Origin of the sequence: Pantoea sp., assembly GCF_039594315.1 — a bacterium.
Lineage (GTDB): Bacteria > Pseudomonadota > Gammaproteobacteria > Enterobacterales > Enterobacteriaceae > Pantoea.
This window is the reverse complement of the sequence record NZ_JBCNNP010000019.1, coordinates 1-23828: the sequence shown is the minus strand read 5'-3', so window position 1 is coordinate 23828 and position 23828 is coordinate 1. Positions and strand designations below refer to the sequence as shown.

The window sequence follows — 23828 nt, the reverse complement described above, 5'->3', positions numbered from 1 at the left end:
ATGGGCGCAAAGGTTTGGTTAGTGGATGATGATTTATCCGTGCGGGAATCGCTCGGTTTTTTGCTGAAAACGTTGGATTACGACGTCGAGGATTTTGCTGATTTAGCCACTTTCGAAGCGGCGACTCAGGCGCAGGAACCGCTACAAGGCTGCTTATTGTTGGATGTACGTATGCCGGGCATTAGCGGATTAAGCTGGCTGGCGGAGCAGGGCGATCGTCATCCGCTGTTGCCGGTGATCATCATGACCGGACACGGCACTATCGAAGCCTGCCGCCGCGCGTTTCGTCAGGGCGCGTTTGAGTTTTACACCAAACCATTGGATATCGAACCGCTGCTGGAAACTCTTCATCAAGCGATGAATGAGAGTGAGCAGCGTGCGCAGCGCTGGCAGTCGCAACAGGGTTTGCAGGCGCGTTTTGCCCTGTTGTCATCGCGAGAAAATGAAGTGATGCAGTTGATGATTGCCGGGCAAACCAGCAAAGAGATTGCGCGGGATCTTTCGCTGTCGCCGCGCACCGTTGAGGCACATCGCGCAGCGGTGTTTGCCAAGCTGGAGTTGAGCAACCTCGCGCAACTGATTCACGCGTGGCAACAGCTGAACCAGGTATAACTACCTGGTCGCACGCGTAATCCTCCGAATATTTCTTTTCCCTTCGGCTAGATAAAGTGTCACTCACCTAATTCAAGGAGTGACACATGAACATTCGCCTTTCCCTGATTGCCGCTGCGGCGGCGTTCGTCTCTTTCGGCAGCCACGCGACGTTAACTGAAACTAACCTTTCACTGGCTGATGCACAGAAACTGGCTAGCGCGGCGATTCAATCCTGCGCGGCAAAAAACTACAACGTGACGGTCACCGTGGTGGATCGCGCCGGTTTGGTGAAAGCGGTGCAGCGCATGGATAACGCCGGTCCGCACACCATCGAAGCCAGCCGCATGAAGGCGTTTACCGCGTTGAGCAGCAAAAACACCAGTGGCAAAGTAATGGAAGCGGCGCAGAGTAATGCCGGTGCGCAGAACATGCGTGATATTCCAGGCTATCTGTTATTGGCGGGCGGCGTGCCGGTGAAAAGCGGCGATCAGGTGATTGGCGCGATTGGTATCGGTGGCGCACCGGCCGGTAATTTAGATGAAGCCTGCGCAATGGATGCGTTGAAAGCGATGCAGTAAGCGTTTGAGTGGCGGTCACCATAAATGGCGACCCTACAAAAACCATGCAATCCGTAGGGTCGCCATTTATGGTGACCCCTTTTCGTATTACGACTTATGTCGCGACAGCGCAAAACACACCAGCGGCAGCGGCAAGGTAAACAGCAGCAATAGCCACAGCAGCACATACACCGAATCAATGCCGTTGTTTTGCAGATTGTTGTACAACTGCACCGGCATGCCCTGCGGGAAATAAGCAAAAATCATCACAATGCCAAACTCGCCCATCGCGCGCGCCCACGCTAATGCGCTGGCCGTAGCCAAACCGGGCGCGGCAATCGGCAGCGATAAGCGCCAAAAGCATTGCCACGATGACGCGCCCAGCGTACTGCCCACGTCCAAAATATCCTTTGGCACCGTGGCAAACGCCGAACGGGCGGTGGTGATGAAGTAGGGCAGCGCGCCATACCATTGCGCCAGAATAAAGGCGGCGGGGTTGTTCACCAGCGTCCATCCAAACTTGCTCAGCAACTCGCCCGGCACGCTATACGGGCCGTAAGCGCTCACCAGCAAAATCCCCATCGCCAGCGGCGGCGTCAGCAGCGGGATCATCACCAGCAATTCGACAACAAATCGTGCCCGGCCGCTGGCACGCGACAGCCACCACGCGACCGGCAAACCGGTAATAAATATCAGCAACAGTGCAATGCCGCCTAAACCTAATGAGGTGGCGATGGCGTGACTGTCGCCCCACGCCAACTGCAAATGCTGCCAGTTAGTGACGCCAATCAGCGTGATAAACGGCACTGCCAGCATCAACAGTGCTGGCAGTGACAGCCACAATGCGGTGGCGTGACGGTAGCGCATTATGGGTAGATCGAATCGCCTTTCGGCGCAGCGTAACCATTTTGTTTAAACAGCGCCTGACCCGGCTGGCTCAGCATAAAGTCGACAAACGCTTTGCCCGCTGCGGCACCGTGTGGTGCATTCTTCAGCACGGCGGCGTAGTAAACCAATGGCTGCGTGTGCAGCACCTTGTCTTTACCTGCGCTGTCTTTCACGCTGAAACTCACCGTGTCGTACCACTGTTTCGACATCGCCGGATTGCTCAGATTAATCTCGTCAGGCAGCGCCAAATACGGCAAGTGTGCAGAGATCACTTCGCTCTCATAACCAGCAGCGGCATCGACCTGGCCACTCTCCAGTCGCGCCAACAAACCGCCTTCCAAATGGGTTTGTGCCGGATTTTGATAGCCGCCCATAATCTTGTCGGCGATGCCTGGCTGGTGGTAATACTTCTCGGCCAGCAGCAGGGTAAAGACGATGTTTTGTCCTTTCGGATCGTTGATCGGATCGGTACGACCAAACTTCAGGCCCGGCGTCGCCAGCACCTTCAGCCAACTGGCATCGCTGCCTTTGGCCTGCGCGAACTGCTGCGCATATTTTCCTTTCGGGCTATATGCCACCACCATGCTGGTACTGGCAACCGGCACCGCATCGTCAATCAATCCGGCATCTTTCAGAATCTGCATCGGTCCTGGCGTGATGGAAATAAACACATCGGCGGTGATTTTTTTGCTGGCGAGCAAACGCGCCATGCCATATGCGCCCTGGCCCTGACCTTCATAGCTGCCGTTATTTTGTTTAGCAAAGGCTGGACCTAAAGATTGATCCATCACTTTGCCCATTGAACCAGCATAAGTGACACGGATATCGGTATTGGCTTGTGCATGCAGACTAAAACCTGCGCCAGCGGTGAGCAGCAGCGCGGTGAGGTGTGAAAAACGCATTCCCTTTCTCGCTATATAATTAGGTAGATAACGATTATCGGAATTCGATGCGGCGGTGCAAGCAAAAATCTGTTGCGAAATCATACCAAAAGCCCGCCGCAGCGGGCTGAAACTGTTAAGCGAGGATGCGCTGCGCCCAGGATTCAATGTCATCACCGCTGCCGATGTCCAGTTGCACTAAGCCGTTGGTAATAAAAGTCGGTGAGACGTGAATGCCGTTCTGGCGCGAATATTTGCTGTGCCATTTGATCTCGTTTTGCAACTCGGCACGCAGGAAAGCCTCGCGCGCGTTCACCCCACTGTATTTTTCTAGACGATCAAGAATCTGTTTTGGCGTCGCATCCATATTCGGGCCGTGGCTGTGATCGGTAAACTCAAACTCTTCACGATGATCGGCGACCGCCTGCAACACCTTTTTCGCCGCGGCTTTGCCTGCGGGCAAGGTAGAGGCAGCGAGGATGTAACGCACAATCACGCCGGAATACATATGCCAGGGCTGTGATTGCAAACGAATTTTCAGCGTCATCTGCTCTTCGCCAACCAACTTCAGCAGCGCATCCAGCTTATTGAACGCACGCACTGAGAACGGGCAAGTCGGCTCAAGAAACACTTCAAACACCTTTGGGCCGTGGCCCCAAACCAGCGGATCGGCATGTAATGCAGTGGATTGGCTCATGGTAATTCCCTGTGGATGGATAAAAGTTGCCTTACTGTGGCAAAGCGCCGCCGCGACAGCCAGCGTCGCCTTATGCTTTTTTGTTACAAGGCCATTCGGCGGGCGAAAATGTGGGGAAAGAAAAATCAGGTTATAGATCCGCGAGCTACAAGAAATTCCCCGTGCCACGCCGTTGTGCAGAAAATAAGCGACTATAGTTATTTTAACTTTTTGAGTGCTGCCCATGCCGCACGTTTTGATTCATTTGCCTGGAGCCAAACGTTAAGTAACGAGGTTCAATGTGTTTGCCAATCTCTCCTGGAAAATCATTCGTCAGGTGCTCAGTGAAACCATCGCTGAAATGATGGATGAACAACAAACGCTGGACGTGCCTGCATTGCGTGGTCGCCTGATGGAGCTGGCGGAAAGCGAATCCGATGAGCTCATGGTGTTGTGCTATTGGCAGGCGAGCAAAGTGTTAATGCGTTTGCCGCCTACCGTCACCGCCAGCCAGTTGCTCGAAGAGGCACGCCTCGCCTATCGCACGCCGCTCAATCATGATGTGCTTTAACGTTGAATGCTTTTCGTCGATTAAGGCGTGTAAAAGCGGCTAACTGACGGATTTATCTGCAAGGCTGTAAAACTCGCTCTGCTAGACTTGCCGAGTCAAAAACGTTGATACAGAGGACAGTAATGAAAATCAAAAGTTATGCCGCCTTGAATGCGGGTGAAGCGCTGGTGCCTTACGAATATGAGGCCGGTCCACTGGCGGCTGAAGAGGTGCAAGTTGAGGTCGATTACTGCGGAGTGTGCCACTCTGATCTATCCATGATTGATAACGAATGGGGCATTTCCTCGTTTCCTGTGATTGCCGGTCACGAAGTGATTGGTCGCATCAGCGCACTGGGCGATGCGGCGCAGGACAAAGGTTTGAAAGTGGGTCAGCGCGTCGGTATCGGCTGGACTGCCAAAAGCTGCCAGCACTGTAACGCGTGTATCAACGGTGAGCAGGTCAACTGCGAAAACGGTTCCGTGCCAACCATCATGAACAAAGGCGGTTTCGCCAGCCACCTGCGCGCCGATTGGCAATGGGTGATTCCACTGCCAGAAAGCATGGATATCACCTCAGCCGGTCCGCTACTGTGCGGCGGCATCACCGTGTTCAAACCGTTGTTGATGCATCATGTCACCGCCACCAGCCGCGTTGGCGTAATAGGTATCGGTGGTTTGGGCCACATGGCGATCAAATTGTTGCGCGCGATGGGTGCCGAAGTCACCGCATTCAGCTCCAACGCCAGTAAAACCGAATCGATCAAAGCGATGGGCGCTGACCGTGTGGTCAATAGCCGCGATCCGCAGGCGCTGAACGCGCTGGCAGGCCAGTTTGATCTGATTATCAGCACCGTCGCGGTGGATCTTGATTGGCAGCCGTACTTCTCGGCGCTGGCTCCGCACGGGAAATTCCACACCGTTGGCGCAGTAATGAAGCCATTCGAAGTACCGGCATTTAGCCTGATTATGGGCGATCGCGCGGTAACCGGTTCATCGACTGGTTCGCCAGGTCAGCTGCGTTCACTGATGAAACTGGCATCGCGTGCGGATATCGCTCCGCATGTGGAAGAGTTCCCGATGTCGAAAATCAATGATGCGCTGGAACATGTTCGCGCCGGTAAAGCCAATTACCGCGTGGTGTTGAAGGCAGATTTCTGATTTTTTTAAAGTAGGTCGCCAGCAATGGCGACCGTTTAATTTATTCGCGACACACCACGCGCGGCACATTTTCTGGCCCGGTTGAGAAAACTTTGCCGTTCAGCAGAAACAAGCCCGAGTTATTCACTTGCCCAATCTTATAGCTGGGAAAAACAAACTCTTGCATCAGTGCATCATCACTGTGATCGCCAACACGCCGATTAATCGCGGTAATTTCTGACACGATACGTCGTTCATGCATCACCATTTTCCAATCGATCTCGCGATTCACTGCGACGGTGCGTGTCACTTGTCCTTGCGGATCGGCGAAGAAAATCTTGCCGATGTAACTGGTTTTGCCCGTCATGCCGCCATGCGAATAGACATGATAAACACCGCGCGACATCGCCACACTGCCGTCATGCTTAACCTCGTAATAATTGAAAGGCGCATCACATTGCATCCCCGAAGCGACATAACGAATCTGATACCACGAATAGAGGCCAAAGGCGCCAGCAAAGCACAGCAGGCAAGCCACAATCAGCCACGGATGACGCTTAGTGCGTGCTAAAAACGTACGAACTGCATTCACTTTGCGTCTCTCCCAATGGCTGTTTACAGGCGAACAGCCCGGTGTAATCGTCATCATGACCCACGTTGACGTATAAATAAGAATAGTTATTCGCTTCTGGCGCATGAACCGCCCACTGCTTTAGTGTCTTATCGATTTGGACGGCATTGGGGTTGACCGCGCTATCGACAAACACTTTGGCTCCGGCAGGAACCTGGTTATCTGCGGTGTTATACAGGCGATAATTTACCGCCACGGCGGCATGTTTCATCCACCAGCCTAATCCCCAGGAACTGCCTGCACCGGCGAGAGCAAACAGCACCATCAGCAATAAGCCGATGCGCCACTTTCCGCTCGCGTTAGATTCACTCATTGGCTCCGGCTCCACCACAGCGGAAACAGGCTCGCTTTCTGGCACCTCAATCACGCTATCCTCTGCTGCCTCAACAGCAGGCGGCGCGGCAACTGGCTGGGTTTCTACGGCCGCATGCGGAATCACCAAGCGATAACCGGTGCGCGGCACGGTAATGATCATGATCTCCTTATCAACTTTTAACGATAGTAACGCGCGACGCAGTTGATTAATCGCCACGCGCAAACTGCTGGACGTCACTTCCATGCCAATTTGTCGCCAGCCGAGATTGATCAGCTCTTCCTGAGAAACAACTTCTTGCTGCGCGGCAATTAACCCTTCCAGGCATAAGCAGGCCGAGTTGCCTAAATTCACTTTACGATCATCGCTAACCCGTTGAAGCACGCGGGTTCGAGGATCGAGCGTAAGTAAATGACCAATTAATATTGGATGCATAAAAACCTTTTAATGCACAAAAATTGAAGTATAGGTTAACACCATCCGCTACTCAATATTCGGAATAAGGCTATTAATTGGCGTCGAATAATTCTAATAAAACAAGTATTAAATTAACGTGGCAAATAACTCATTAGGGTTAGAAAGAATTCGAGATATTGTTAGAATCTTACTGATAAAAATTCCCCTCATAAAAATAAATAGGGGCCGCTAATGAATGATAACTTTGTGATAAATGAAAATTAACATCTGCAACACTATTTATCGTTGTGATTCTTCTGTGTTTCAATAAATATCGGAATCTCAACTTTGTGTTTATTTGTAAGGTGATGGTTTCGATGAGTTTTATTACATAGGATCCCAGCAAAAAATGCCATAACTTGTTGTTTTTGAGGTGAACATTTTTTTATACTTACTGCATTTATAAAAAGAGGTTAAAGATAACCTTTTGCTATTGCCCACCCTAAATCAAATTCCTATACTGCGCCCCGAATCGAGATGACGGCAACACACCAAATATATTCCTGCTTCTACATATAGCAGTAAGTATTCAACTTTGCTTCTCTCTATTAATTTTAAACCCAATCTTCGGATGCGAAATTTTGTCATTTTTATTCGTTGATTTTCACTCTAGCTTTAATAGGAAATACATCATGTTTAAGAAAGCTCTGCTCGTTGCTGCTGTTATGTCTGCTGTTTCAATCAATGTTGCTCACGCTGCTGACGGTCAAATTGATTTTACGGGTAAATTCCTCGCGACCACCTGCACCATCGATAATGGTGATGACAACCAGAAAATTGCGATGGGTATCTTTGGTGCTGACCAGGTTACTGCTGCGAACCAGCGCTTAGGCCACCAACCTTTCAAGATTGGTCTGACTGCTTGTGAAACTTCACTGCAGAACGCCACCGTTACCTTTATTGGTACAGCTGATACTACCAATAAAGATCTGCTGAAAGTGGACGCAGCCACTGGCGTGGGTATCGGTTTGTTCGAAAATGATGGCACCCCAGTAAAACTGGGTCAACCATCCAAAGCTGTTGACCTGGCGACCAATAACGCTGGCGTCTTCAACTTCAACGCTCAATACGTTTCTACTCAAGCCCTTGTAACTCCAGGCGACGCTAACGCGACTGCTGACTTCGTCATCAACTACCAGTAATTGCCCATTGCGCCCGTTATCTAACGGGCGCTCTTTACCTAATCAGGAAACCATTATGCGTATTTTTAACCATCTGCTGAGTTCTGTTTTATTGCTGGCTGCGGCGCACAGTGCGACAGCAGGCGTGGTGATTGGAGGCACCCGCGTAATCTATCCAGAAGGGAAAAATGAAGTTTCAGTACAAGTGAAAAACCCAGATAAAAACACCGATTATTTGGTGCAGTCGTGGCTGGAAAATGCGGACGAAAAAAACACCGCCAAAGTGCCGTTTGTTATTACACCACCGCTGTTTCGATTGAACCACGACAGCGATAACGCGCTGCGTATTGCTAATACCGCCAGCAATCTGCCGAAGGATCGTGAAAGCCTGTATTGGTTGAGCGTTAAGTCGATTGCCGGTCAAAAAGAGAATAAACAGACCAATCAATTGCAGATTGCCCTGCGCAGTCGCATCAAATTTATTTATCGCCCAGCGGCGCTAGATCAAAAAGGGGCAGAAGAAGCCTATAAGTCGCTGACCTTCAGCCATCAGGGCGGTGAACTGCTGATCAAAAACCCAACACCGTATTACGTCTCCTTCTACAGCCTGAAGGTGGGTGGTAAAGCGGTGGACTTACCGGGCATGGTGGCGCCGTTTGCTGAGCATCGGGTCAAAGCGGCCCAATCCGGCACCATTGAGTGGCAGGCGATTAACGATTACGGCGGCTACACGCCAGTAACGAAAAAATAATTTCCGTTTCGGCTCTTCATTTATTTCAAGGTCATTTATGTCCCGCTTTAACTCAACATTGCTCAACCGCACTCCGCTATCACGCTTTGTAGCATCGCAATTTGCGCACTCTTGCTTGTTAAGCGCCTTGCTGCTGCCAGCAGCAGCGCTGGCTGAGGACATCAGCTTTAACCCGAAATTACTGGAGACCCGCGGCGGTCAGAGCATGGCGGATATCAGCCAATTTGAACGCGGTGGGCAATTGCCTGGTACTTATCGCGTTGATATCTATCTCAACAGCAATTTCATCGAAACGCGTGACGTGACTTTCGTTAGTGACGATGATCGACTTCTGCCGGAATTAACGGCAGCTTACTGGCGCAATTTGGGCATTAAGTCTGACGCGTCACCTGCGCTGATGGAGCTGGCAGATGATCAACTGGTGAGTAAGCCTGGTGATTATATAGAACATGCTTCGACGCAATTTGATTTCAACAAACTGCGTCTCAATCTGAGTATTCCGCAGGCATCACTGGAATTTAGAGCTCGTGACCATATCAGCCCAGAGCTGTGGGATCACGGTATGCCGGCGTTAATGCTCAACTACGGCCTGAACTACAACAACAGTCAGTCCCGTAATAACGGCGGTGATTACAGCAACCTGTTTGCCCGTTTTGATAGCGGTTTGAATTTGGGCGCGTGGCGTTTACGTAACAACTCCACCTTTAGCCGCAATGAAGGCAATCAGCCCACAGTGGATGCCAACGGCAAGCGCATCAAACAGAAGCAGGTAGAATCACGCTGGCAGAGTCTGAACACCTATTTAGAGCGCGATGTGCATCAACTTAATGCCCGCTTGACGATGGGGGAAACCTCGACGCCCGGCGATATTTTTGACAGCGTGCAATTCCGCGGCGTGCAGTTGGCTTCTGATGACAACATGCTGCCCGACAGTTTGCGCGGTTTTGCGCCGGTGGTGCGCGGTATTGCGCGATCCAATGCCCAGGTGACAGTTGAACAAAATGGCGCGGTGATTTATCAGACTTCGGTGGCGCCGGGCGCGTTTGAGATCCGCGATCTTTATCCCACCGCCAGCAGTGGCAACCTGGATGTCACGGTACGTGAAGCCGATGGTTCAGAAACACGCTTTGTTCAGCCGTTCTCGGCGGTGCCAGGCATGGTGCGTGATAACCAACTGCGCTTCTCTTTTAGCGGTGGCCAATATCGTTCCTGGTCAACCGATGTGCGCACCCCTAATTTTCTGCAAGGCACAGCGCAGTATGGTGTCAGCAATGCCACCACGCTTTATGGCGGATTATTGGGGGCGGATAACTATCAGGCCATTGTGACGGGCATCGGTCAGGGATTGGGTACGTTAGGATCGCTATCGCTGGATGTGACGCACGCCAAATCCCGTTTCGAAGATGGCCCGACGCGCAGCGGTCAATCTTACCGCGCTCAGTACGCTAAAGACATTATGCAAAGCGGCACCTCCTTTGTGTTGGCCGGTTATCGTTACTCAACGGAAGGTTATTACGACTTTACTGAAGCCAATGAACTGCTGCGTAACCGCAGTTTTAACAATGACGATCAATTTGATTTCTGGCGTCGTACCCACAATAAGCGCAGCCGTATGCAGGCACAGGTTAGCCAGCAACTAGGCGATTTGGGCAGCATCAGTCTTACCGGTTACAAACAGGATTATTGGGGCAGCGACGGCAGCGAGCGTACATTGATGTTGGGTTATCACTTCAACTATGCCGGTGCCAGCTTCAGCTTGAACTTGAGTGATACGCGCACGCCTTACAGCGACAGCGATCGCAGCTTATATTTAGGCATTTCGGTGCCGCTCGATCGCTGGTTAGCGGGCAGCAGCGCCAGTTATGGTTTGAACCGCGATAACCGTGGGCGCACCTCGAATCAGCTCGGGCTGAATGGTACGGCGCTGGATAACCGTCTGAACTGGAGCGTAAACGAAAGTGTCGCCAATCAGGGCGCTGGCAACAGCGGAGCGCTGAATGGTCAATACACCGGCGCGTACGGCAGCGCCAGTGCCGGTTATTACTATAACGATAGCTCGCAACAATTCAGTACCGGCCTGAGCGGCGGCGTGGTGGCGCATCCCTATGGTGTTACGTTGTCACAGCCGTTAAGCGATACCAGCGTGTTGGTGCGTGTGCCGGATGCGCAGGGCGTGAGCGTGCGTAACCAGCGTGGCGTTGCAACCGACTGGCGTGGTTATGCCGTAGTGCCGTACGCCACGCCATATCGCAAGAACAATATCAGTCTGAATACTGAATCATTGCCCGATAATGTCGATGTGGAAGAGACCGCCAAAACGGTAGTCCCGACACGTGGTGCGCTGGTGCTCGCCGATTACAAAGCCAATGTCGGCGCGCGCGTGCTAGCGAATGTGCTGTTTAAAGGTAAACCGGTACCATTTGGGGCCACAGCTAGCCTAATGGTTAATGGTCAGGCGGTAAGTAATAGTTTTGTCGGTGATAATGGCGATCTGTATCTCAGCGGTGTACCCGCCAAAAGCCGCGTACATATTCAATGGGGCAAAGGTAATGATGAACAATGTCGTGGTGACATAAGTCTTAATTCCGCCAACAAAGATAGCCGCTTCCGGAATGTTAATATTAGTTGCCGCTAATTTCAAAATCATCAATGCCATTCTGGATTAAGTTCGGAATGGTTTTTATAAAGTGAATTCGCGAAAATGAATAAATCCACAAAAAATATAATCCGTACATTACTAGCCTTCTCTCTGATTGGTTGCGTTAAAACCTACGCGGCTTGTTCAGTTCCGCAGAATGACCGCTACATCTATGATATGGGAATAGTAACAAATAAGCCATCAGGGATAATATACCTACCCAACCCAATAAAAGCTTGGAACTATGGCAGCGATTGTGAAGCTATTTACACATCTTCGTTCTCATCAAAGTTAGTAGGGAGTTATGTTAAAATTCCAATTAGTGGTTGGGGATATTATATGGTCGCAGGCATGATTTTTAACTATGACAATGGACCGGGTAGGAGTGTTCTCTTTCATGAAAATGTGACGCTCCCTACACGATACACCAGATTTTCTGTTAATAACTTAAATAACATGATGGGGTATACATATAATGATGGATTAGTAGATAATAATTTGCCAAATTCTGGTGCGTTTAATATGGAGTTAGGAACAGTGAAAACTTCAAGAGGAAACGTAGTGACGTTTTTTCTGAAGGGTACAATTAATGTTCAATCTTGCGAGGTTCAAGATAACGGCTCAGTTAGTTTGGGTGATCATTATTCCTCTGAACTTGATAATATGACTCCTGTGCCGGTTGGCATTTCGGTTCGTTGCATTGGCAGTCAAAATATTGATGTTAAATTAGATGGTGATAAAACTGTAGATGGCCTGTTGAAATTGGCTGGTAATGCAAAAGGTGCGGCTATCAAGATAACCCGTAATGGCAATCAGGTTTATCTTGGTAATACATTTACTACATCCGTTCCTGTGAATACTTGGTCGGATCTTGGATTTAATGCTGAATATGTGAAAGATAATTCACAGCCAGCATTTTCTGGTGGTAGTGCAAATGCAACTATGACTTATACAATAACGTATCCATAATTTTTAATCGTTGTTTGCAAATATTCATTGGAAATTGATAATGTTAAATAGAATACTATTAATCATTGTTTTAATCTATGGTTATTCAGTTAATGCTGCGCATGCAATAGGTGGAACGATAAACTTCACCGGTAATCTTCTTGAGAGTACTTGTCAAATTACATCAGGTGATGAAAAACAAACCGTTGCAATGGGTGATTTCCAGATTAGTGGGTTTAACGGACAAAGTGGTATATTTCAAGGAAATCAATCCGTCACCATTCGGCTGGAAAATTGTGGGCCGGGATTAACGGGGGCGAGGGTGGTATTTGATGGTGTACGCGATCCACTTTATGCCAATGCCTTCAAATTGGATGGTGTAACTGGAGCAGGACTTGCGTTATTTGAAGATGACGGAAGTACATTAATTACTCCAGGTACAGCATCACGAGTAAAAGCGATTTCTGCTCAGAGAGCGACATTGAATTTCAAGGCAAAATACCGATCGTCCTCTGCCACGGTTACGCCGGGAAGCGCCAACGCCGCAGTAGATTTTACCATTCAGTATCAGTAATAGAATTTTGAACCTCGACGATGAATGCCGTCGGGGTTTTGCTTTGTTAACGATTTAAATTTTTAAAATCCGCTAAACAGCATCCCCTCACTCAATCCCCTGATTATTCAGCATTATATGATGTGCTGCTTTGGTAAACTGCTGTCGTCAAATCAACCTTCGAGGACAGTGATGAAGATTTCCAGCTATGCCGCTCTGCAAGCGGGTGAGGCGCTGGTGCCTTATGAATACGATGCCGGGCCACTGGCCGCCGAAGATGTGCAGGTCGAAGTGGAATATTGCGGCGTATGCCATTCTGATTTGTCGATGATTGATAACGAATGGGGCGGTTCGCGTTATCCCTTGATCGCTGGGCATGAAGTGATTGGACGCGTGGTGGGGTTGGGCGATGCGGCGCACAACAAAGGGCTAAATATTGGCCAGCGCGTTGGCATTGGCTGGACGGCGAAAAGCTGTCAGCACTGCGATGCCTGCATTGAAGGCGATCAGGTCAACTGTGAAAACGGTAAAACCTCGACCATCAACAACAAAGGCGGCTTTGCCAGCCATTTGCGCGCTAATTGGCAATGGGTGATTCCGCTGCCGGATGCGCTGGATGTCGCCAGCGCTGGCCCGTTATTGTGCGGCGGCATTACCGTATTTAAGCCGTTGTTGATGCACAATATTTCCGCCACCAGCCGCGTCGGCGTGATTGGCATCGGCGGGTTGGGGCATATGGCGATCAAACTGCTGCGAGCGATGGGCGCGCATGTTACCGCGTTCAGTTCGTCGGCGGCAAAAACCGATTCGATTAAAGCTATGGGCGTCGATCGCGTCGTCAACAGCCGCGATCCTGAAGCTTTGAGCGCGTTGATTGGACAGTTTGATTTGATTATTAGCACTGTGGCGGTGGATTTGGATTGGAAGCCGTATTATCAGGCGCTGGCGCGTAAAGGTGCGTTTCACACCGTTGGCGCAGTGATGAAACCGTTTGAAGTTCCGGCGTTCAGTTTGATTGTGGGCGATCGCGCGTTAACCGGTTCATCAACCGGATCGCCGGGCCAACTGCGTGCGTTGCTGAAGCTGGCTGCGCGCAGCGATATCGCGCCGCAGGTGGAGGAGTTCCCGATGTCGCAGGTGAATGATGCGCTGGAACATGTGCGTGCGGGAAAAGCTAATTATCGCGTGGTGTTGAAGGCGGATTTTTAAACCAGGTTGTGCACCATTCGTTCCCTCTCCCGCTTGCGGGAGAGGGTTAGGGTGAGGGAAATCAGTGCACAGTCTAACAATCGACTATCCGCGATCATCCTTCTCGCCAAGGAAGAAATACCACAACGGAATCGACATCAACGCAGTAAACACCGTGGTGTACAAGGCAATCATAAAGCCCTGCGTGATGTACATGGTCAGCGACCAGTGGCTGAAGGGAATGCCGTATTGATCGATCACGCCACCAATAATCGCGTTGCTCATCACTGAACCCACAATCATCGCCAGAATGAACAAACCGCGCAGGAAGTAGCGCATCTCTTTACGCTTCACCGCAAATCGCGCGCGGATAATGCCCAGCGGCGATTGCTGCGATGCCAACAGTGCGGCTTCGTCCAGTGGTGCACGTTGTTGCTTGCGCCAGCGCAGAATATCCACCAGCAGAAACGCCACCAGACTGGCTCCCATCACCGGCAGCGCATAACCCAGCATCAGCGCCACCATCAACCATGCGCCTTTGGCGTAATGTGGCAACGCCAGCCAGGTTTCAGTCAGCGTTTGCGCCGGATTGGCTTCTACGTCCTTCGGACGGCGAATCCACCACATGCGATATCCGAACACGATCATGCTGCACAAACCGATGCCGAAGAAGGCCAGCAGCAACTGATTCGGCAAGCCAAACAAGACGCCCATGTGCGCATCCACGCCCCAACGCGTTAGCTTGGCAACCAGCGGGAAATTGGCAAAATAGACGTGATCGACCACGCTGAAGTCCTGCGGATTGATGGAAACCGCATCAACCTGAGTCGGCCAACTGCGATCAATTTCCGTTACCGCCCAGGCTTTATCGGCGCTTTTTGGCTGACGCAGCTCAAGCTTACTCGCGCTCAGTCCATCCTGGCGCGCGGCGTTTAACACGCGATCCCAATCGGCATCGGCGGCATTGTTACGTACCGGTTTAGCCGGAGCCGCAGCTGGTTTGGTCATCGCCGACATTGGCATGCTCATACCCGACATATCCATATCTGCCATATGTTCGGCATGCGGATTAGTCGGTGCCGCAGGCGCATCGCTATTCAGCGAGGTATTCACTTGCGGCGTTAACCAATTTAGCTCGGTTCGCCAGCGATCAATATTGCCGCCCGCCCATTGTGACCAGGTGAGGCCAGTGATCGAGAAGAATACCAAACCCACAACTAATGTCAGACCGAGCGTAATGTGCCAGTGGCGACTAAAAGCAAAGCCGTTGCGCGGTTGTTTCAGCTTGCGCTTCGGACGCGTTCCCAGCCACAACACCACGCCGCCTAAGGCCGCGACCCACAACCAGGACGCTGCCAGCTCGCTGTAGTTACGACCGAAATCGCCGAGCAGCAAACTGCTGTGCAACAAGTCGATGGTGGTACGCAGCGGCAATACACCGCTGGTGCCGTAAACCGGCATATCACCTTTCACTTTTAGGCTGTAAGGATCGATAAACACCGCGCGAGTGCGTGAATCAGTGAGCGTGGCATCGCTGAATTGCACGCGCGTGGTGTCGGTCGCGCCAGGTGCAGGACGAACCGCGTAGATGTGCTGGTTTTCGCCAACATAAGCGCGTGCGGCACTGATTTGTGCCGACAGTGGTTGCGCATCGCCGTGCGGCTGCACCGTTAACGCATCGGCATAAATCAGATTTTCCAGTTGTGGTGTCAGCACATACAGCGTGCCGCTGAGCGCCGCCACAAAGATGAAGGGCGCGACAAACAGCCCAATATAAAAATGTAAGCGACGTAGCAGATTAAGCACCGCACCGCGCGGTGATGCAGAGTGAGCAACAGACAAAGCCGTCTTCCTTCCGATAAAAGAATGCCAAAGTGCATGACGGGCGTACCCGACATCGTTGCACCGTAATCAATCAGCAGAGAAGCGTTGCAGGCGGGGCGCGCGGTCGATGGAGGCAACTGACGCGACGCACAATCGGCGCAACCACAACGGGCAGCGGCGGGGCGCGCGAGATCACCATGATCAGCCAGATGAACGGAATAAACACCCACAGCAGCAGCGGCACATGTACCAGCAGATCACAGTAGCCGCAGGCAAATTCGCCATCGTCCATCATGTGATGATTCATGCCCGGCATCGACATATCCGCCATCATCATCTGGTGATGGCTCATCGAATTGTCCGTCATGCTGTGCTGCGGCATGGTCATCATTTGACGCTGCCGCTCCATCAACGATTTCGACACAATCGGCGCAACGAACAGCAGCAACACCGCCACAATGGCGACGCAGGCAGTTAAGCTTTGGCGGAATTGATGTGTAAACGTCATGGTTGCTAGTGGATGATTCCGTAAATGAGGCGGAAGTGTAACGCGATTGACGTGGCGGGGTTAAAAAAATAGAGACTATTTAAGGAAAAATTCGCACCTTTTGAAAATCATCACTTTCGGTCGAGCTTTTGTTAACCTTAATGCAACTTGATGAGAACAATGCAGAAACAACAAAACGGAGCCACGATGAAAATAGTCACGCTAGATGGCGATACCTTGCCGCAACCACCTGCACGTCCAAATTGGTGTACCGATTGGCACTATCACAGCAGCACGCCAGCCGCGGAGATTGTCACTGCGCTGCAAGGCGCACAAATCGCCATCACCAATAAAGTGCCGCTGCGCGCAGAAACGCTGACGCAACTGCCCGATCTGCGTTTCATCTGCGTGGCTGCTACCGGTTATGACTGCATTGATTTAGCGGCCTGCCGCGAGCGCGGCATTGTGGTCAGTAACGTGCCGGGCTATTCAACGCGCAGCGTAGCCGAAGGTGTCATTGCCGCGCTGTTTGCGCTGCGTCGTCATCTATTGGATTACGCTAACAGCACGCGTTCAGCCTGGCCGGAATCGGCCCATTTTTGTGTGCATCGCCAGCCGATTCAGGACATCTTTGGCGCGACTTTGGGTATCGTCGGTAAAGGTGATATCGGCAGCGCGGTTGGTGAGATGGCGCAGGCGCTGGGCATGCAAGTGCTGTACGCCGAACGTCCTGGAACCTCTGCGCCGCGCGCCGGTTATCTTCCGTTTGAGGAAGTGCTGGCGCGCTGCGATGTGCTGACATTGCATTGTCCACTAACGCCGCAAACCGCGCAGTTAATCAATGCTCAAGCGCTGGCGCAGATGAAACCTTCCGCGCTGCTGATCAACACCGCACGCGGTGGATTGATCAACGAAAGCGAATTGGCACACGCGTTACGTCAAGGCGTGATTGCTGGCGCCGCGCTGGATGTGCTGACCCGTGAACCCCCGTCAGCCGATCATCCGCTGTTGCAAGCCGATGTGCCGAATCTGCTGCTAACCCCGCACATCGCCTGGGCCAGCCAGCAAGGTGTTGCCAATCTGCTGCGTGGCATCGAAAGCAATCTTGCTGCCTTTGCGCAGGACAAAGCGCAAAATGTGGTGAATTAAACACTAGAAAATCGATCTGCCCAGTCGCTCGGTGAGCTTCTCCAGCAGCGCGGTGCCTGCCAATGAGTTGCCCGAGTGATCCAGCGCGGGCGACCACACCGCAATACTCATGTCGCCGGGAATGATCGCCACAATCCCGCCGCCTACGCCGGATTTTGCCGGCATGCCGACGCGCCACGCGAATTCGCCGGCACCATCGTACATGCCACTGGTCATCATCAGCGCATTGACTTGACGCGCCTGACGCGGAGAAATCACCGCCGATTCGTTGTCCTGAGTGCGTCCCTGATTCGCCAGATAGAGGAAGGTGCGCGCCAGTTCTTCGCAGTTCATCGACAGAGAGCAGTAATGGAAGTAGGTTTCCATCACTTTGCTCACGTCGTTATGGAAGTTGCCAAACGATTTCATCAGCCATGCAATCGCCGCGTTACGCGCGGAATGTTCATATTCGGAACGCGCCACTACGCGGTCATAATTGATGTCATTTTGCTGCGCCAATCGTCGCACAATTTCTAGCATGCGCTGACGTGGCGCGGTAAGGCGGCTTTCCAGCAAATCACACATCACCAATGCACCCGCATTGATAAATGGATTACGCGGTTTGCCTTGTTCCAGTTCCAACTGCACCAGCGAATTAAACGCCTGCCCGGACGGCTCTTTGCCCACGCGTTGCCAGATTTCTGCATCTTCATACAATGTCAGCGCAACGCTCAGTGACAACACTTTGGAAATGGATTGAATCGAGAAGCGCGTGGTGGCGTCGCCCGCCTGATAAGTGCGCCCATCGGGCGTGCAAATCGCGATGCCCAGTTGATCGGCATCAACATCGGCCAACGCCGGAATGTAATCGGCCACTTTCCCCTGTTGGGTTAAGGGACGCACTTCGCTCACAATCTCTTCGAGCAATGCATTACTGAGTTCTGACACCGTCACGCTCCATGTCGCTATTGATGGCCGGGATGATGGTGATTTGCGTGCAGCGCGTCAATTGCCTGCTTAAAATTCTGTGAGCCTTCTGGGTGAAGCCTGCGTTACATTGCGGATTGTTTTCATTAAATGTCGAGCCCGCACGATGATCACTAATTTACTCCGCGATTTTCCCGCTGCGGCGAATAACGCCAGCGCGGAGACATTTGAAACTTTGCTGATGCAGCCGAATCTGCATATTGAACGCATTGTCTCGACCGGGCAGGCCAGCCCGCCGGATTTTTGGTATTGCCAATCGCAAGGGGAATGGGTGCTGGTGCTGCAAGGCTCGGCCGGATTGCAGTTAGAAGGCGAAGCGCAGGAACGCCACCTACAAGTGGGTGACACGCTCAACATTCCACCCGGTTGCCGCCATCGCGTTAACTGGACCGACAGCAATGGCCCAACCGTGTGGCTCGCCGTACATTACGGTGAATTGCCGAGTTCAGCGTAAAATTCTGTTGCGAATGATTGCGTTACACCGCGATGCATTTGAGTATGCTGCTTATCTTTGTAGGGTCGCCGTTTATGGTGACCGAAAGATGCTTAATTGACGTGCTGAAATGATTGCAAAGCTGTTGTTGAGGAAACCGATGTCTGCTGCACATAACTCTGCCGAAACCACCCAACCCCAAACTGCGGGACGTTTTTTGCTGCTGCAAAAATTATTGCGCCGCGATAAAACGCCGGTTGCTCTGTTGCTGCTCGCGGCACTGGTTGGCGTGCTAACTGGATTGGTGGGCGTGGCGTTTGATCGCGCGGTGAATTTTATTTTGCACGCGCGGATAAATTGGTTAGAAGGCGCGACAACGCATCCGCTGTTGAAAATTGTCTGCGCCTTTGTCGCGGCCGCTTTGTTGGGCAGCATCGGCTATTACCTGGTGCGCCGCTTCGCGCCGGAAGCCGGTGGTTCGGGGATTCCCGAAATTGAAGGGGCGCTGGAAGAGTTGCGTCCGTTGCGTTGGTGGCGCGTATTGCCGGTGAAATTTATTGGTGGCTTAGGCGCGCTGGGATCGGGCATGGCGTTAGGCCGCGAAGGGCCAACCGTGCAGATGGGCGGCAATATCGGCGGTATGTGTTTGGACCTGTTTCGCGTGAAATCGTCTGAATCGCGCCACACTTTATTGGCTACTGGCGCGGCGGCAGGGCTTTCGGCGGCGTTCAACGCACCGTTGGCGGGCATTTTGTTCATCATCGAAGAGATGCGTCCGCAGTTTCGCTACAGCCTGATTTCCATCAAAGCGGTGTTTGTTGGCGTAATCGTGTCGAGCATCGTGTTTCGCCTGTGCAACGGCAACGAAGCGATCATTAACATCGGTCAACTGCGCGATGCGCCAACTGAAACCTTGTGGCTCTATTTGGTGCTGGGCGTGTTGTTTGGCGGTTGCGGCGTAGCGTTTAATCGTTTGATTTTTCTCGCGCAGGATCAGTTTCAGCGGCTGCACAAAGGACGCGTTGGCGCTTGGGTGATGTGGGGAAGTTTGCTGGCCGGATTGTGTGGTGTGCTGGGGCTTTGGCTGCCGCATGCCGTCAGCGGCGGCATCACCTTAATCCCCGATTTTTCTACCGGCCAATATGGTGCGCTGGCGTTATTTGGCCTGTTTATGCTGCGCACCTTGGTGACGATTTGTTGTTTCTCGTCTGGCGCGCCAGGCGGCATTTTTGCGCCGATGCTGACGTTGGGCACGCTGCTCGGCACCTGTTTCGGTCAGTTGTGCCTGCAATGGTTTCCTGGCTATCACCTCGAAGCGGCAACTTTTGCTGTCGCGGGCATGGGCGCACTGTTTGCCGCCTCGGTGCGTGCGCCATTGACCGGCATCGTGCTGGTGCTGGAAATGACCAACAACTACCAGCTGATTTTGCCGATGATCATCACTTGCCTTGGGGCAACGTTGGCGGCGCAATTCTTCGGCGGCAAACCGCTGTATTCCTCCATTCTGGCGCGCACCTTAGCTAAAGCGCAGCTCAATCAGCCTGCTGCGCTACCAAAGAACGGCGGTTAAGGCCGTTTGCCGACGCTGTGCGTTAAGCGGGTCCAGCGGCGGGCCTGCTCGCTCAGGCTGAAGCCGAGGCCGTGGCGATCGGAAATCAGCATGCGACCCTCACGCAGTTCCAACTGCTCATTGAACAATGGATTCAGCCACTCGAAGTGCTCAAGCCAGGGTTCAATCGGGTAAGCCGCGGCCAGATGAATATGGATTTCCATGGCAAAATGTGGCGCCAGTTTGCGACCGTGACGCGCGGCTAAATCCATGATTTTCAGGAACGGCGTAATGCCGCCAACGCGTGGTGCATCCGGCTGCACAAAGTCGCTGGCGTTGCCGAGAATCAGTTGTTCATGTTCGCGGAAACTGGTGAGCATTTCACCGGTGGCAATTGGCGTATCCAGTGCGGTGGTCAGCGCAGCGTGACCCTCCACATCGTAGGCATCCAGCGGCTCCTCAATCCACACCAAATTAAACTGCTCCATTTTGCGGCCCATGCGAATGGCGGTTTCGCGATCCCATTGTTGGTTGGCATCCACCATCAGCGGGAAGTCATCGCCCAGCGTCTGGCGCACGGCGGTTAAACGGCGTAAATCTTCGGCGGTATTCGGTTGGCCGACTTTGAGTTTGATACCACCAATGCCGCTTTCGCGCGAAATCGCCACGTTCTTGATCACCTGATCAAGCGGCGTATGCAGGAAACCGCCGGACGTGTTGTAGCACTGCACCGAATCGCGATGTGCGCCAAGTAATTTCGCCAGCGGCAACTGCGCGCGACGCGCTTTCATGTCCCACAGCGCGATATCAAACGGAGAAATTGCCTGCACCGCCATGCCGCTGCGTCCCACTGACGCGCCAGCCCACAGCAGTTTGGTGTAAATCTTGTCGATGTCATTCGGGTCTTCACCCAACAACGCATCCGCGATTTCACAGGCGTGCGCGTAGATGCCTTGCCCTCCGGCGCGCTTAGAATAACTAAAGCCGATGCCGCTAAAGCCATCGCGGGTTTCAATTTCCGCCACGATGATGGCCACTTCGGTCAACGGCTTTTGCCGTCCGGTCAATACTTTGGCATCACTGACTGGCGTTGCCAACGGTAAAAAGGCCAGCGACAAATTGACCCAAACAATACGGTCGCCGCTTTCGCTGGCATTACCCGCGCCTTGCGTAGTGGCGTAACTAACGGCATTGGAATTCACACTCGACATAAAACCTCCGCTAAATGATTGCGCTAACATTCATGTTGTAAAGAACTATGCCGCAGGAAAAGAGTTAATTAATACAGATAAGATCACATTTTGAGCATGAGGTTTGTAAAAGATGATAGCCCTAACATTTATACGTTTTAAAATTGTCTCCTGCCTTTAGCCTGTTAAGCTAATGCCAATTTCCCGCATTCTGAGCTGCTATGAAAGAGACTAAAACAGTGCGTAAAGCCGCACCAACGCTGGAAGATGTGGCACGCGTTGCCGGGATTTCGCCGATGACGGTCAGCCGCGCCTTAAATTCGCCACAGCAAGTGCGACCGGCAACGGTGGCGAAAGTGAAAGCGGCGATCAGCGCCACCGGTTATATCCCCAATGCGCAAGCCGGCAGTTTGGCAAGCAATCGCAGCCGCTTAATCGCGGTGGTGGTGCCGCAAATCAACAACAACATGTTTGTCGATACCATCCAAACGCTGAACGACACGCTGAGCGCGCGTGGCTATCACATGCTGCTGTGTGTGACCGGCTATGAAGCCGAAACCGAAGCGGAAACGGTAGCAACGCTGCTATCGCGGCGTCCGGATGGCATCGTGTTGACCGGCATTCATCACAGCAGCCAACTGAAAAAAATACTGTTGCAGAACGAGGTTCCGGTGGTGGAGATCTGGGACATGACGCCCACGCCAATCGATATGCTGGTGGGATTCTCGCACGAGAAGGTTGGCGCGCGCGTAGCGGCTTACTTGGTGGAGCGCGGTTATCAGCGGCCGGGGTTGATTTGGACCGACGACCGCCGCGCGCTACAACGAAAAAAGGGCTTGCTGGAAGCATTGAGCGTGCAAGGTATCGCGACGCTCGTTGATATGCCGGTCGCTTTGCCTGCTTTGATGTTGCGCGGCAGGGAAGCGTGCGCGCAATTACTCGATGCGCATCCGAATGTGGACGTGCTGGTGTGCAGTTCAGATACGCTGGCGCAAGGCGCGTTAATGGAAGCACAAGCGCGCGGAATGAACATACCAAAAGAGCTGGCGGTGATTGGTTTTGGCGATTTGGATTTTGCCGCAGCTAATTTTCCCGCCATCACCACGGTCAGCATCGATCGCCATCGCATGGGTCAACTGGCGGCAGAACAATTGTTGAATCGCCTGCACGGTAAAGAGGTTAACCAACCGATTATCGATCTCGGCTTTGCCATGGTGCCACGCGATTCCGGCTAGCGGAGATGAACTGAGAACCTCATCACATGCGAAAAATATATTCCATGTTATAAAATATGGAAAATTAATTTCAATTGAAAGGATCTTGAACATGTCTGCACTTCCATCGTTAGAAGCTCTATTGCAACAAGAAGCTGAGCATCGCTTGCCTCAGTTTGATTTTGATTTAGCGTGGCAAATTGGGCAAAGCATCCAGCAGCGCGGGCGTGAAGAACATGCGCCCATCGCGATTGAAGTGTATGCATTTGGTCAGGTGGCGTTTCTGGCGGCATTGCCGGGTTCCGCACCCGAAAACCTCGAATGGGCGCGCCGCAAACGTAACACCGTGCTGCTAACCGGCCACTCATCAATGTATGTGGGTTTTCTTAATGAACAGAAAGGCGAGCGGATGGCGCAACAGCGCAATATTCGTCAGGAAGATTACACCGATCATGGCGGCTCTTTCCCGCTGCTGACGCCGCAGGGCGCGATCATTGGTGCGGTGACAATTAGCGGTTTACCTTCCGAAGACGATCACGCGTTAGCGCTGTGGGGCATTGCACAGTTGTTGCGCGGATAGACAACTGTACACCGCGTGAATCCTGCCTGATAATTCGTATTTATACGAACAAAAGAGAGACTGTTCATGCTGGATAACCATCCGCAACGCGATGAAATTCGACTGGAAAATGTACTCACCGCCTTGGGCAATCCGATGCGCATGACGGTGGTGAGTATTCTGGCGGATGGCGGCGAACACACCTGTGGATCGCTGCTGAAAGGGGTTTCCAAATCGACGTTGACCCATCATTGGCGCGTACTGCGTGAAGGCGGCGTGATTTGGCAAAAACCGTCTGGACGCGAAAACCTGCTGTCGCTGCGTCGCGACGATCTCGATGCCCGCTTTCCTGGCTTATTGGATTCACTGTTAATCGCAACCAAGCAGGATGCATTAACTCGTTTAACTCTGGATGATTACCAAATCAAACCGTAGGGTCGCCATTTAGGTACGACCGGGCACATAGGTAACAGATCAGACCGGGCACATAGGTAACACATTTGTGCTCAGTCTATTCGGATAATACGTCTTTCTTCCCGGTCATAATATGCCAGTATCAGCCTGTCGAAGAGG

General features: G+C 52.2%; 25 protein-coding genes. 16 read left to right on the top strand and 9 right to left on the bottom strand.

Annotated elements, in window-relative coordinates:
• Both ABDW13_RS13000 and ABDW13_RS12995 read left to right on the top strand, forming a co-directional pair.
• Positions 1-612, top strand: coding sequence for a response regulator (locus ABDW13_RS13000; RefSeq protein WP_343552973.1), 612 nt, complete (start codon positions 1-3; stop codon positions 610-612).
• An 86-nt stretch (positions 613-698) separates the two neighbouring features.
• The gene (locus tag ABDW13_RS12995; RefSeq protein ID WP_343552972.1) at positions 699-1172 is read left to right on the top strand and encodes a heme-binding protein; all 474 of its coding nucleotides are present in this window, start codon (positions 699-701) and stop codon (positions 1170-1172) included.
• 87 nt (positions 1173-1259) lie between these two features.
• Here ABDW13_RS12995 and ABDW13_RS12990 read toward each other — a convergent pair whose 3' ends face one another.
• The 3 genes from ABDW13_RS12990 to ABDW13_RS12980 all read right to left on the bottom strand — a co-directional run bounded on the left by ABDW13_RS12990 (position 1260) and on the right by ABDW13_RS12980 (position 3617).
• The gene (locus ABDW13_RS12990) at positions 1260-2018 is read right to left on the bottom strand and encodes an ABC transporter permease (RefSeq protein ID WP_343552971.1); all 759 of its coding nucleotides are present in this window, start codon (positions 2016-2018) and stop codon (positions 1260-1262) included.
• Positions 2018-2941 (bottom strand): extracellular solute-binding protein, encoded by a 924-nt coding sequence (locus tag ABDW13_RS12985; RefSeq protein WP_343552970.1) that lies wholly within the window; start codon positions 2939-2941, stop codon positions 2018-2020. The genes ABDW13_RS12990 and ABDW13_RS12985 overlap by 1 nt, the downstream gene beginning before the upstream one ends.
• A 115-nt stretch (positions 2942-3056) precedes the next feature.
• Positions 3057-3617, bottom strand: a complete 561-nt coding sequence (locus ABDW13_RS12980; RefSeq protein ID WP_343552969.1) for a thioredoxin — start codon at positions 3615-3617, stop codon at positions 3057-3059.
• Between the two features lie 280 nt (positions 3618-3897).
• Between ABDW13_RS12980 and ABDW13_RS12975 the strand changes: the two genes are divergently transcribed.
• Both ABDW13_RS12975 and ABDW13_RS12970 read left to right on the top strand, forming a co-directional pair.
• Positions 3898-4167, top strand: a complete 270-nt coding sequence (locus ABDW13_RS12975) for a hypothetical protein (RefSeq protein ID WP_343552968.1) — start codon at positions 3898-3900, stop codon at positions 4165-4167.
• A gap of 122 nt (positions 4168-4289) precedes the next feature.
• Positions 4290-5306, top strand: coding sequence for an NAD(P)-dependent alcohol dehydrogenase (locus ABDW13_RS12970; protein WP_343552967.1), 1017 nt, complete (start codon positions 4290-4292; stop codon positions 5304-5306).
• A gap of 40 nt (positions 5307-5346) precedes the next feature.
• Here the strand turns inward: ABDW13_RS12970 and ABDW13_RS12965 are convergent, their stop codons facing one another.
• Together ABDW13_RS12965 and ABDW13_RS12960 are read right to left on the bottom strand one after the other, a co-directional pair.
• Positions 5347-5877, bottom strand: coding sequence for a hypothetical protein (locus ABDW13_RS12965; RefSeq protein ID WP_343552966.1), 531 nt, complete (start codon positions 5875-5877; stop codon positions 5347-5349).
• A complete protein-coding gene (locus ABDW13_RS12960) occupies positions 5843-6664 on the bottom strand; it encodes a winged helix-turn-helix domain-containing protein (protein ID WP_343552965.1) in 822 nt (273 codons plus the stop codon). Before ABDW13_RS12960 ends, ABDW13_RS12965 begins: the two co-directional genes overlap by 35 nt.
• A gap of 653 nt (positions 6665-7317) precedes the next feature.
• Between ABDW13_RS12960 and ABDW13_RS12955 the strand changes: the two genes are divergently transcribed.
• From ABDW13_RS12955 to ABDW13_RS12930, 6 genes are all read left to right on the top strand, one after another.
• The gene (locus ABDW13_RS12955; protein ID WP_343552964.1) at positions 7318-7827 is read left to right on the top strand and encodes a fimbrial protein; all 510 of its coding nucleotides are present in this window, start codon (positions 7318-7320) and stop codon (positions 7825-7827) included.
• A 55-nt stretch (positions 7828-7882) separates the two neighbouring features.
• A complete protein-coding gene (locus tag ABDW13_RS12950; protein ID WP_343552963.1) occupies positions 7883-8557 on the top strand; it encodes a molecular chaperone in 675 nt (224 codons plus the stop codon).
• A 37-nt stretch (positions 8558-8594) separates the two neighbouring features.
• Positions 8595-11192 carry a fimbria/pilus outer membrane usher protein gene (locus ABDW13_RS12945; protein ID WP_343552962.1) on the top strand — a complete coding sequence of 866 codons (2598 nt, stop codon included), beginning with the start codon at positions 8595-8597 and terminating at the stop codon, positions 11190-11192.
• 66 nt (positions 11193-11258) lie between these two features.
• Positions 11259-12164, top strand: coding sequence for a fimbrial protein (locus ABDW13_RS12940; RefSeq protein ID WP_343552961.1), 906 nt, complete (start codon positions 11259-11261; stop codon positions 12162-12164).
• 40 nt (positions 12165-12204) lie between these two features.
• Positions 12205-12717, top strand: coding sequence for a fimbrial protein (locus ABDW13_RS12935; RefSeq protein WP_343552960.1), 513 nt, complete (start codon positions 12205-12207; stop codon positions 12715-12717).
• Between the two features lie 168 nt (positions 12718-12885).
• Complete coding sequence (locus ABDW13_RS12930; RefSeq protein WP_343552959.1) at positions 12886-13905, top strand: NAD(P)-dependent alcohol dehydrogenase; 1020 nt, start codon at positions 12886-12888, stop codon at positions 13903-13905.
• A gap of 84 nt (positions 13906-13989) precedes the next feature.
• Here the strand turns inward: ABDW13_RS12930 and ABDW13_RS12925 are convergent, their stop codons facing one another.
• The gene (locus ABDW13_RS12925) at positions 13990-15726 is read right to left on the bottom strand and encodes a DUF2534 family protein (RefSeq protein WP_343552958.1); all 1737 of its coding nucleotides are present in this window, start codon (positions 15724-15726) and stop codon (positions 13990-13992) included.
• A gap of 73 nt (positions 15727-15799) precedes the next feature.
• Entirely contained in the window at positions 15800-16216 is a 417-nt protein-coding gene (locus ABDW13_RS12920; protein ID WP_343552957.1) for a DUF2946 domain-containing protein, read from the bottom strand.
• A 186-nt stretch (positions 16217-16402) separates the two neighbouring features.
• On the opposite strand from ABDW13_RS12920, the gene ABDW13_RS12915 reads away from it, so the two are divergent.
• Positions 16403-17344 carry a D-2-hydroxyacid dehydrogenase gene (locus tag ABDW13_RS12915; RefSeq protein ID WP_343552956.1) on the top strand — a complete coding sequence of 314 codons (942 nt, stop codon included), beginning with the start codon at positions 16403-16405 and terminating at the stop codon, positions 17342-17344.
• Between the two features lie 3 nt (positions 17345-17347).
• Here ABDW13_RS12915 and glsB read toward each other — a convergent pair whose 3' ends face one another.
• Entirely contained in the window at positions 17348-18271 is a 924-nt protein-coding gene (gene glsB / locus ABDW13_RS12910) for a glutaminase B (protein ID WP_343552955.1), read from the bottom strand.
• A 145-nt stretch (positions 18272-18416) separates the two neighbouring features.
• Here glsB and ABDW13_RS12905 point away from each other — a divergent pair, with 145 nt between their 5' ends.
• Together ABDW13_RS12905 and clcA are read left to right on the top strand one after the other, a co-directional pair.
• A complete protein-coding gene (locus tag ABDW13_RS12905; protein WP_343552954.1) occupies positions 18417-18764 on the top strand; it encodes a cupin domain-containing protein in 348 nt (115 codons plus the stop codon).
• A gap of 139 nt (positions 18765-18903) precedes the next feature.
• The gene (clcA, locus tag ABDW13_RS12900) at positions 18904-20313 is read left to right on the top strand and encodes a H(+)/Cl(-) exchange transporter ClcA (protein WP_343552953.1); all 1410 of its coding nucleotides are present in this window, start codon (positions 18904-18906) and stop codon (positions 20311-20313) included.
• On the opposite strand, the gene ABDW13_RS12895 is transcribed toward clcA, so the two are convergent.
• Positions 20310-21503 (bottom strand): L-talarate/galactarate dehydratase, encoded by a 1194-nt coding sequence (locus ABDW13_RS12895; RefSeq protein ID WP_343552952.1) that lies wholly within the window; start codon positions 21501-21503, stop codon positions 20310-20312. The two genes, clcA and ABDW13_RS12895, sit on opposite strands and share 4 nt — an antisense overlap.
• A gap of 200 nt (positions 21504-21703) precedes the next feature.
• Here ABDW13_RS12895 and ABDW13_RS12890 point away from each other — a divergent pair, with 200 nt between their 5' ends.
• The 3 genes from ABDW13_RS12890 to ABDW13_RS12880 all read left to right on the top strand — a co-directional run bounded on the left by ABDW13_RS12890 (position 21704) and on the right by ABDW13_RS12880 (position 23690).
• Entirely contained in the window at positions 21704-22717 is a 1014-nt protein-coding gene (locus ABDW13_RS12890; RefSeq protein WP_343552951.1) for a LacI family DNA-binding transcriptional regulator, read from the top strand.
• A 91-nt stretch (positions 22718-22808) separates the two neighbouring features.
• Positions 22809-23276 (top strand): heme-degrading domain-containing protein, encoded by a 468-nt coding sequence (locus ABDW13_RS12885; RefSeq protein WP_343552950.1) that lies wholly within the window; start codon positions 22809-22811, stop codon positions 23274-23276.
• A 66-nt stretch (positions 23277-23342) separates the two neighbouring features.
• Positions 23343-23690, top strand: a complete 348-nt coding sequence (locus ABDW13_RS12880) for a helix-turn-helix transcriptional regulator (RefSeq protein WP_343552949.1) — start codon at positions 23343-23345, stop codon at positions 23688-23690.
• Positions 23691-23828 lie beyond the last annotated feature (138 nt).

Excerpts from the sequence above, each read along its gene's own strand:
- ABDW13_RS13000 (WP_343552973.1), top strand. The coding sequence starts at position 1 with ATGGGCGCAAAGGTTTGGTTAGTGGATGATGATTTATCCGTGCGGGAA.
- ABDW13_RS12995 (WP_343552972.1), top strand. The coding sequence starts at position 699 with ATGAACATTCGCCTTTCCCTGATTGCCGCTGCGGCGGCGTTCGTCTCT.
- ABDW13_RS12990 (WP_343552971.1), bottom strand. The coding sequence starts at position 2,018 with ATGCGCTACCGTCACGCCACCGCATTGTGGCTGTCACTGCCAGCACTG.
- ABDW13_RS12985 (WP_343552970.1), bottom strand. The coding sequence starts at position 2,941 with ATGCGTTTTTCACACCTCACCGCGCTGCTGCTCACCGCTGGCGCAGGT.
- ABDW13_RS12980 (WP_343552969.1), bottom strand. The coding sequence starts at position 3,617 with ATGAGCCAATCCACTGCATTACATGCCGATCCGCTGGTTTGGGGCCAC.
- ABDW13_RS12970 (WP_343552967.1), top strand. The coding sequence starts at position 4,290 with ATGAAAATCAAAAGTTATGCCGCCTTGAATGCGGGTGAAGCGCTGGTG.
- ABDW13_RS12960 (WP_343552965.1), bottom strand. The coding sequence starts at position 6,664 with ATGCATCCAATATTAATTGGTCATTTACTTACGCTCGATCCTCGAACC.
- ABDW13_RS12955 (WP_343552964.1), top strand. The coding sequence starts at position 7,318 with ATGTTTAAGAAAGCTCTGCTCGTTGCTGCTGTTATGTCTGCTGTTTCA.
- ABDW13_RS12950 (WP_343552963.1), top strand. The coding sequence starts at position 7,883 with ATGCGTATTTTTAACCATCTGCTGAGTTCTGTTTTATTGCTGGCTGCG.
- ABDW13_RS12945 (WP_343552962.1), top strand. The coding sequence starts at position 8,595 with ATGTCCCGCTTTAACTCAACATTGCTCAACCGCACTCCGCTATCACGC.
- ABDW13_RS12940 (WP_343552961.1), top strand. The coding sequence starts at position 11,259 with ATGAATAAATCCACAAAAAATATAATCCGTACATTACTAGCCTTCTCT.
- ABDW13_RS12935 (WP_343552960.1), top strand. The coding sequence starts at position 12,205 with ATGTTAAATAGAATACTATTAATCATTGTTTTAATCTATGGTTATTCA.
- ABDW13_RS12920 (WP_343552957.1), bottom strand. The coding sequence starts at position 16,216 with ATGACGTTTACACATCAATTCCGCCAAAGCTTAACTGCCTGCGTCGCC.
- ABDW13_RS12915 (WP_343552956.1), top strand. The coding sequence starts at position 16,403 with ATGAAAATAGTCACGCTAGATGGCGATACCTTGCCGCAACCACCTGCA.
- ABDW13_RS12905 (WP_343552954.1), top strand. The coding sequence starts at position 18,417 with ATGATCACTAATTTACTCCGCGATTTTCCCGCTGCGGCGAATAACGCC.
- clcA (WP_343552953.1), top strand. The coding sequence starts at position 18,904 with ATGTCTGCTGCACATAACTCTGCCGAAACCACCCAACCCCAAACTGCG.
- ABDW13_RS12895 (WP_343552952.1), bottom strand. The coding sequence starts at position 21,503 with ATGTCGAGTGTGAATTCCAATGCCGTTAGTTACGCCACTACGCAAGGC.
- ABDW13_RS12890 (WP_343552951.1), top strand. The coding sequence starts at position 21,704 with ATGAAAGAGACTAAAACAGTGCGTAAAGCCGCACCAACGCTGGAAGAT.
- ABDW13_RS12885 (WP_343552950.1), top strand. The coding sequence starts at position 22,809 with ATGTCTGCACTTCCATCGTTAGAAGCTCTATTGCAACAAGAAGCTGAG.
- ABDW13_RS12880 (WP_343552949.1), top strand. The coding sequence starts at position 23,343 with ATGCTGGATAACCATCCGCAACGCGATGAAATTCGACTGGAAAATGTA.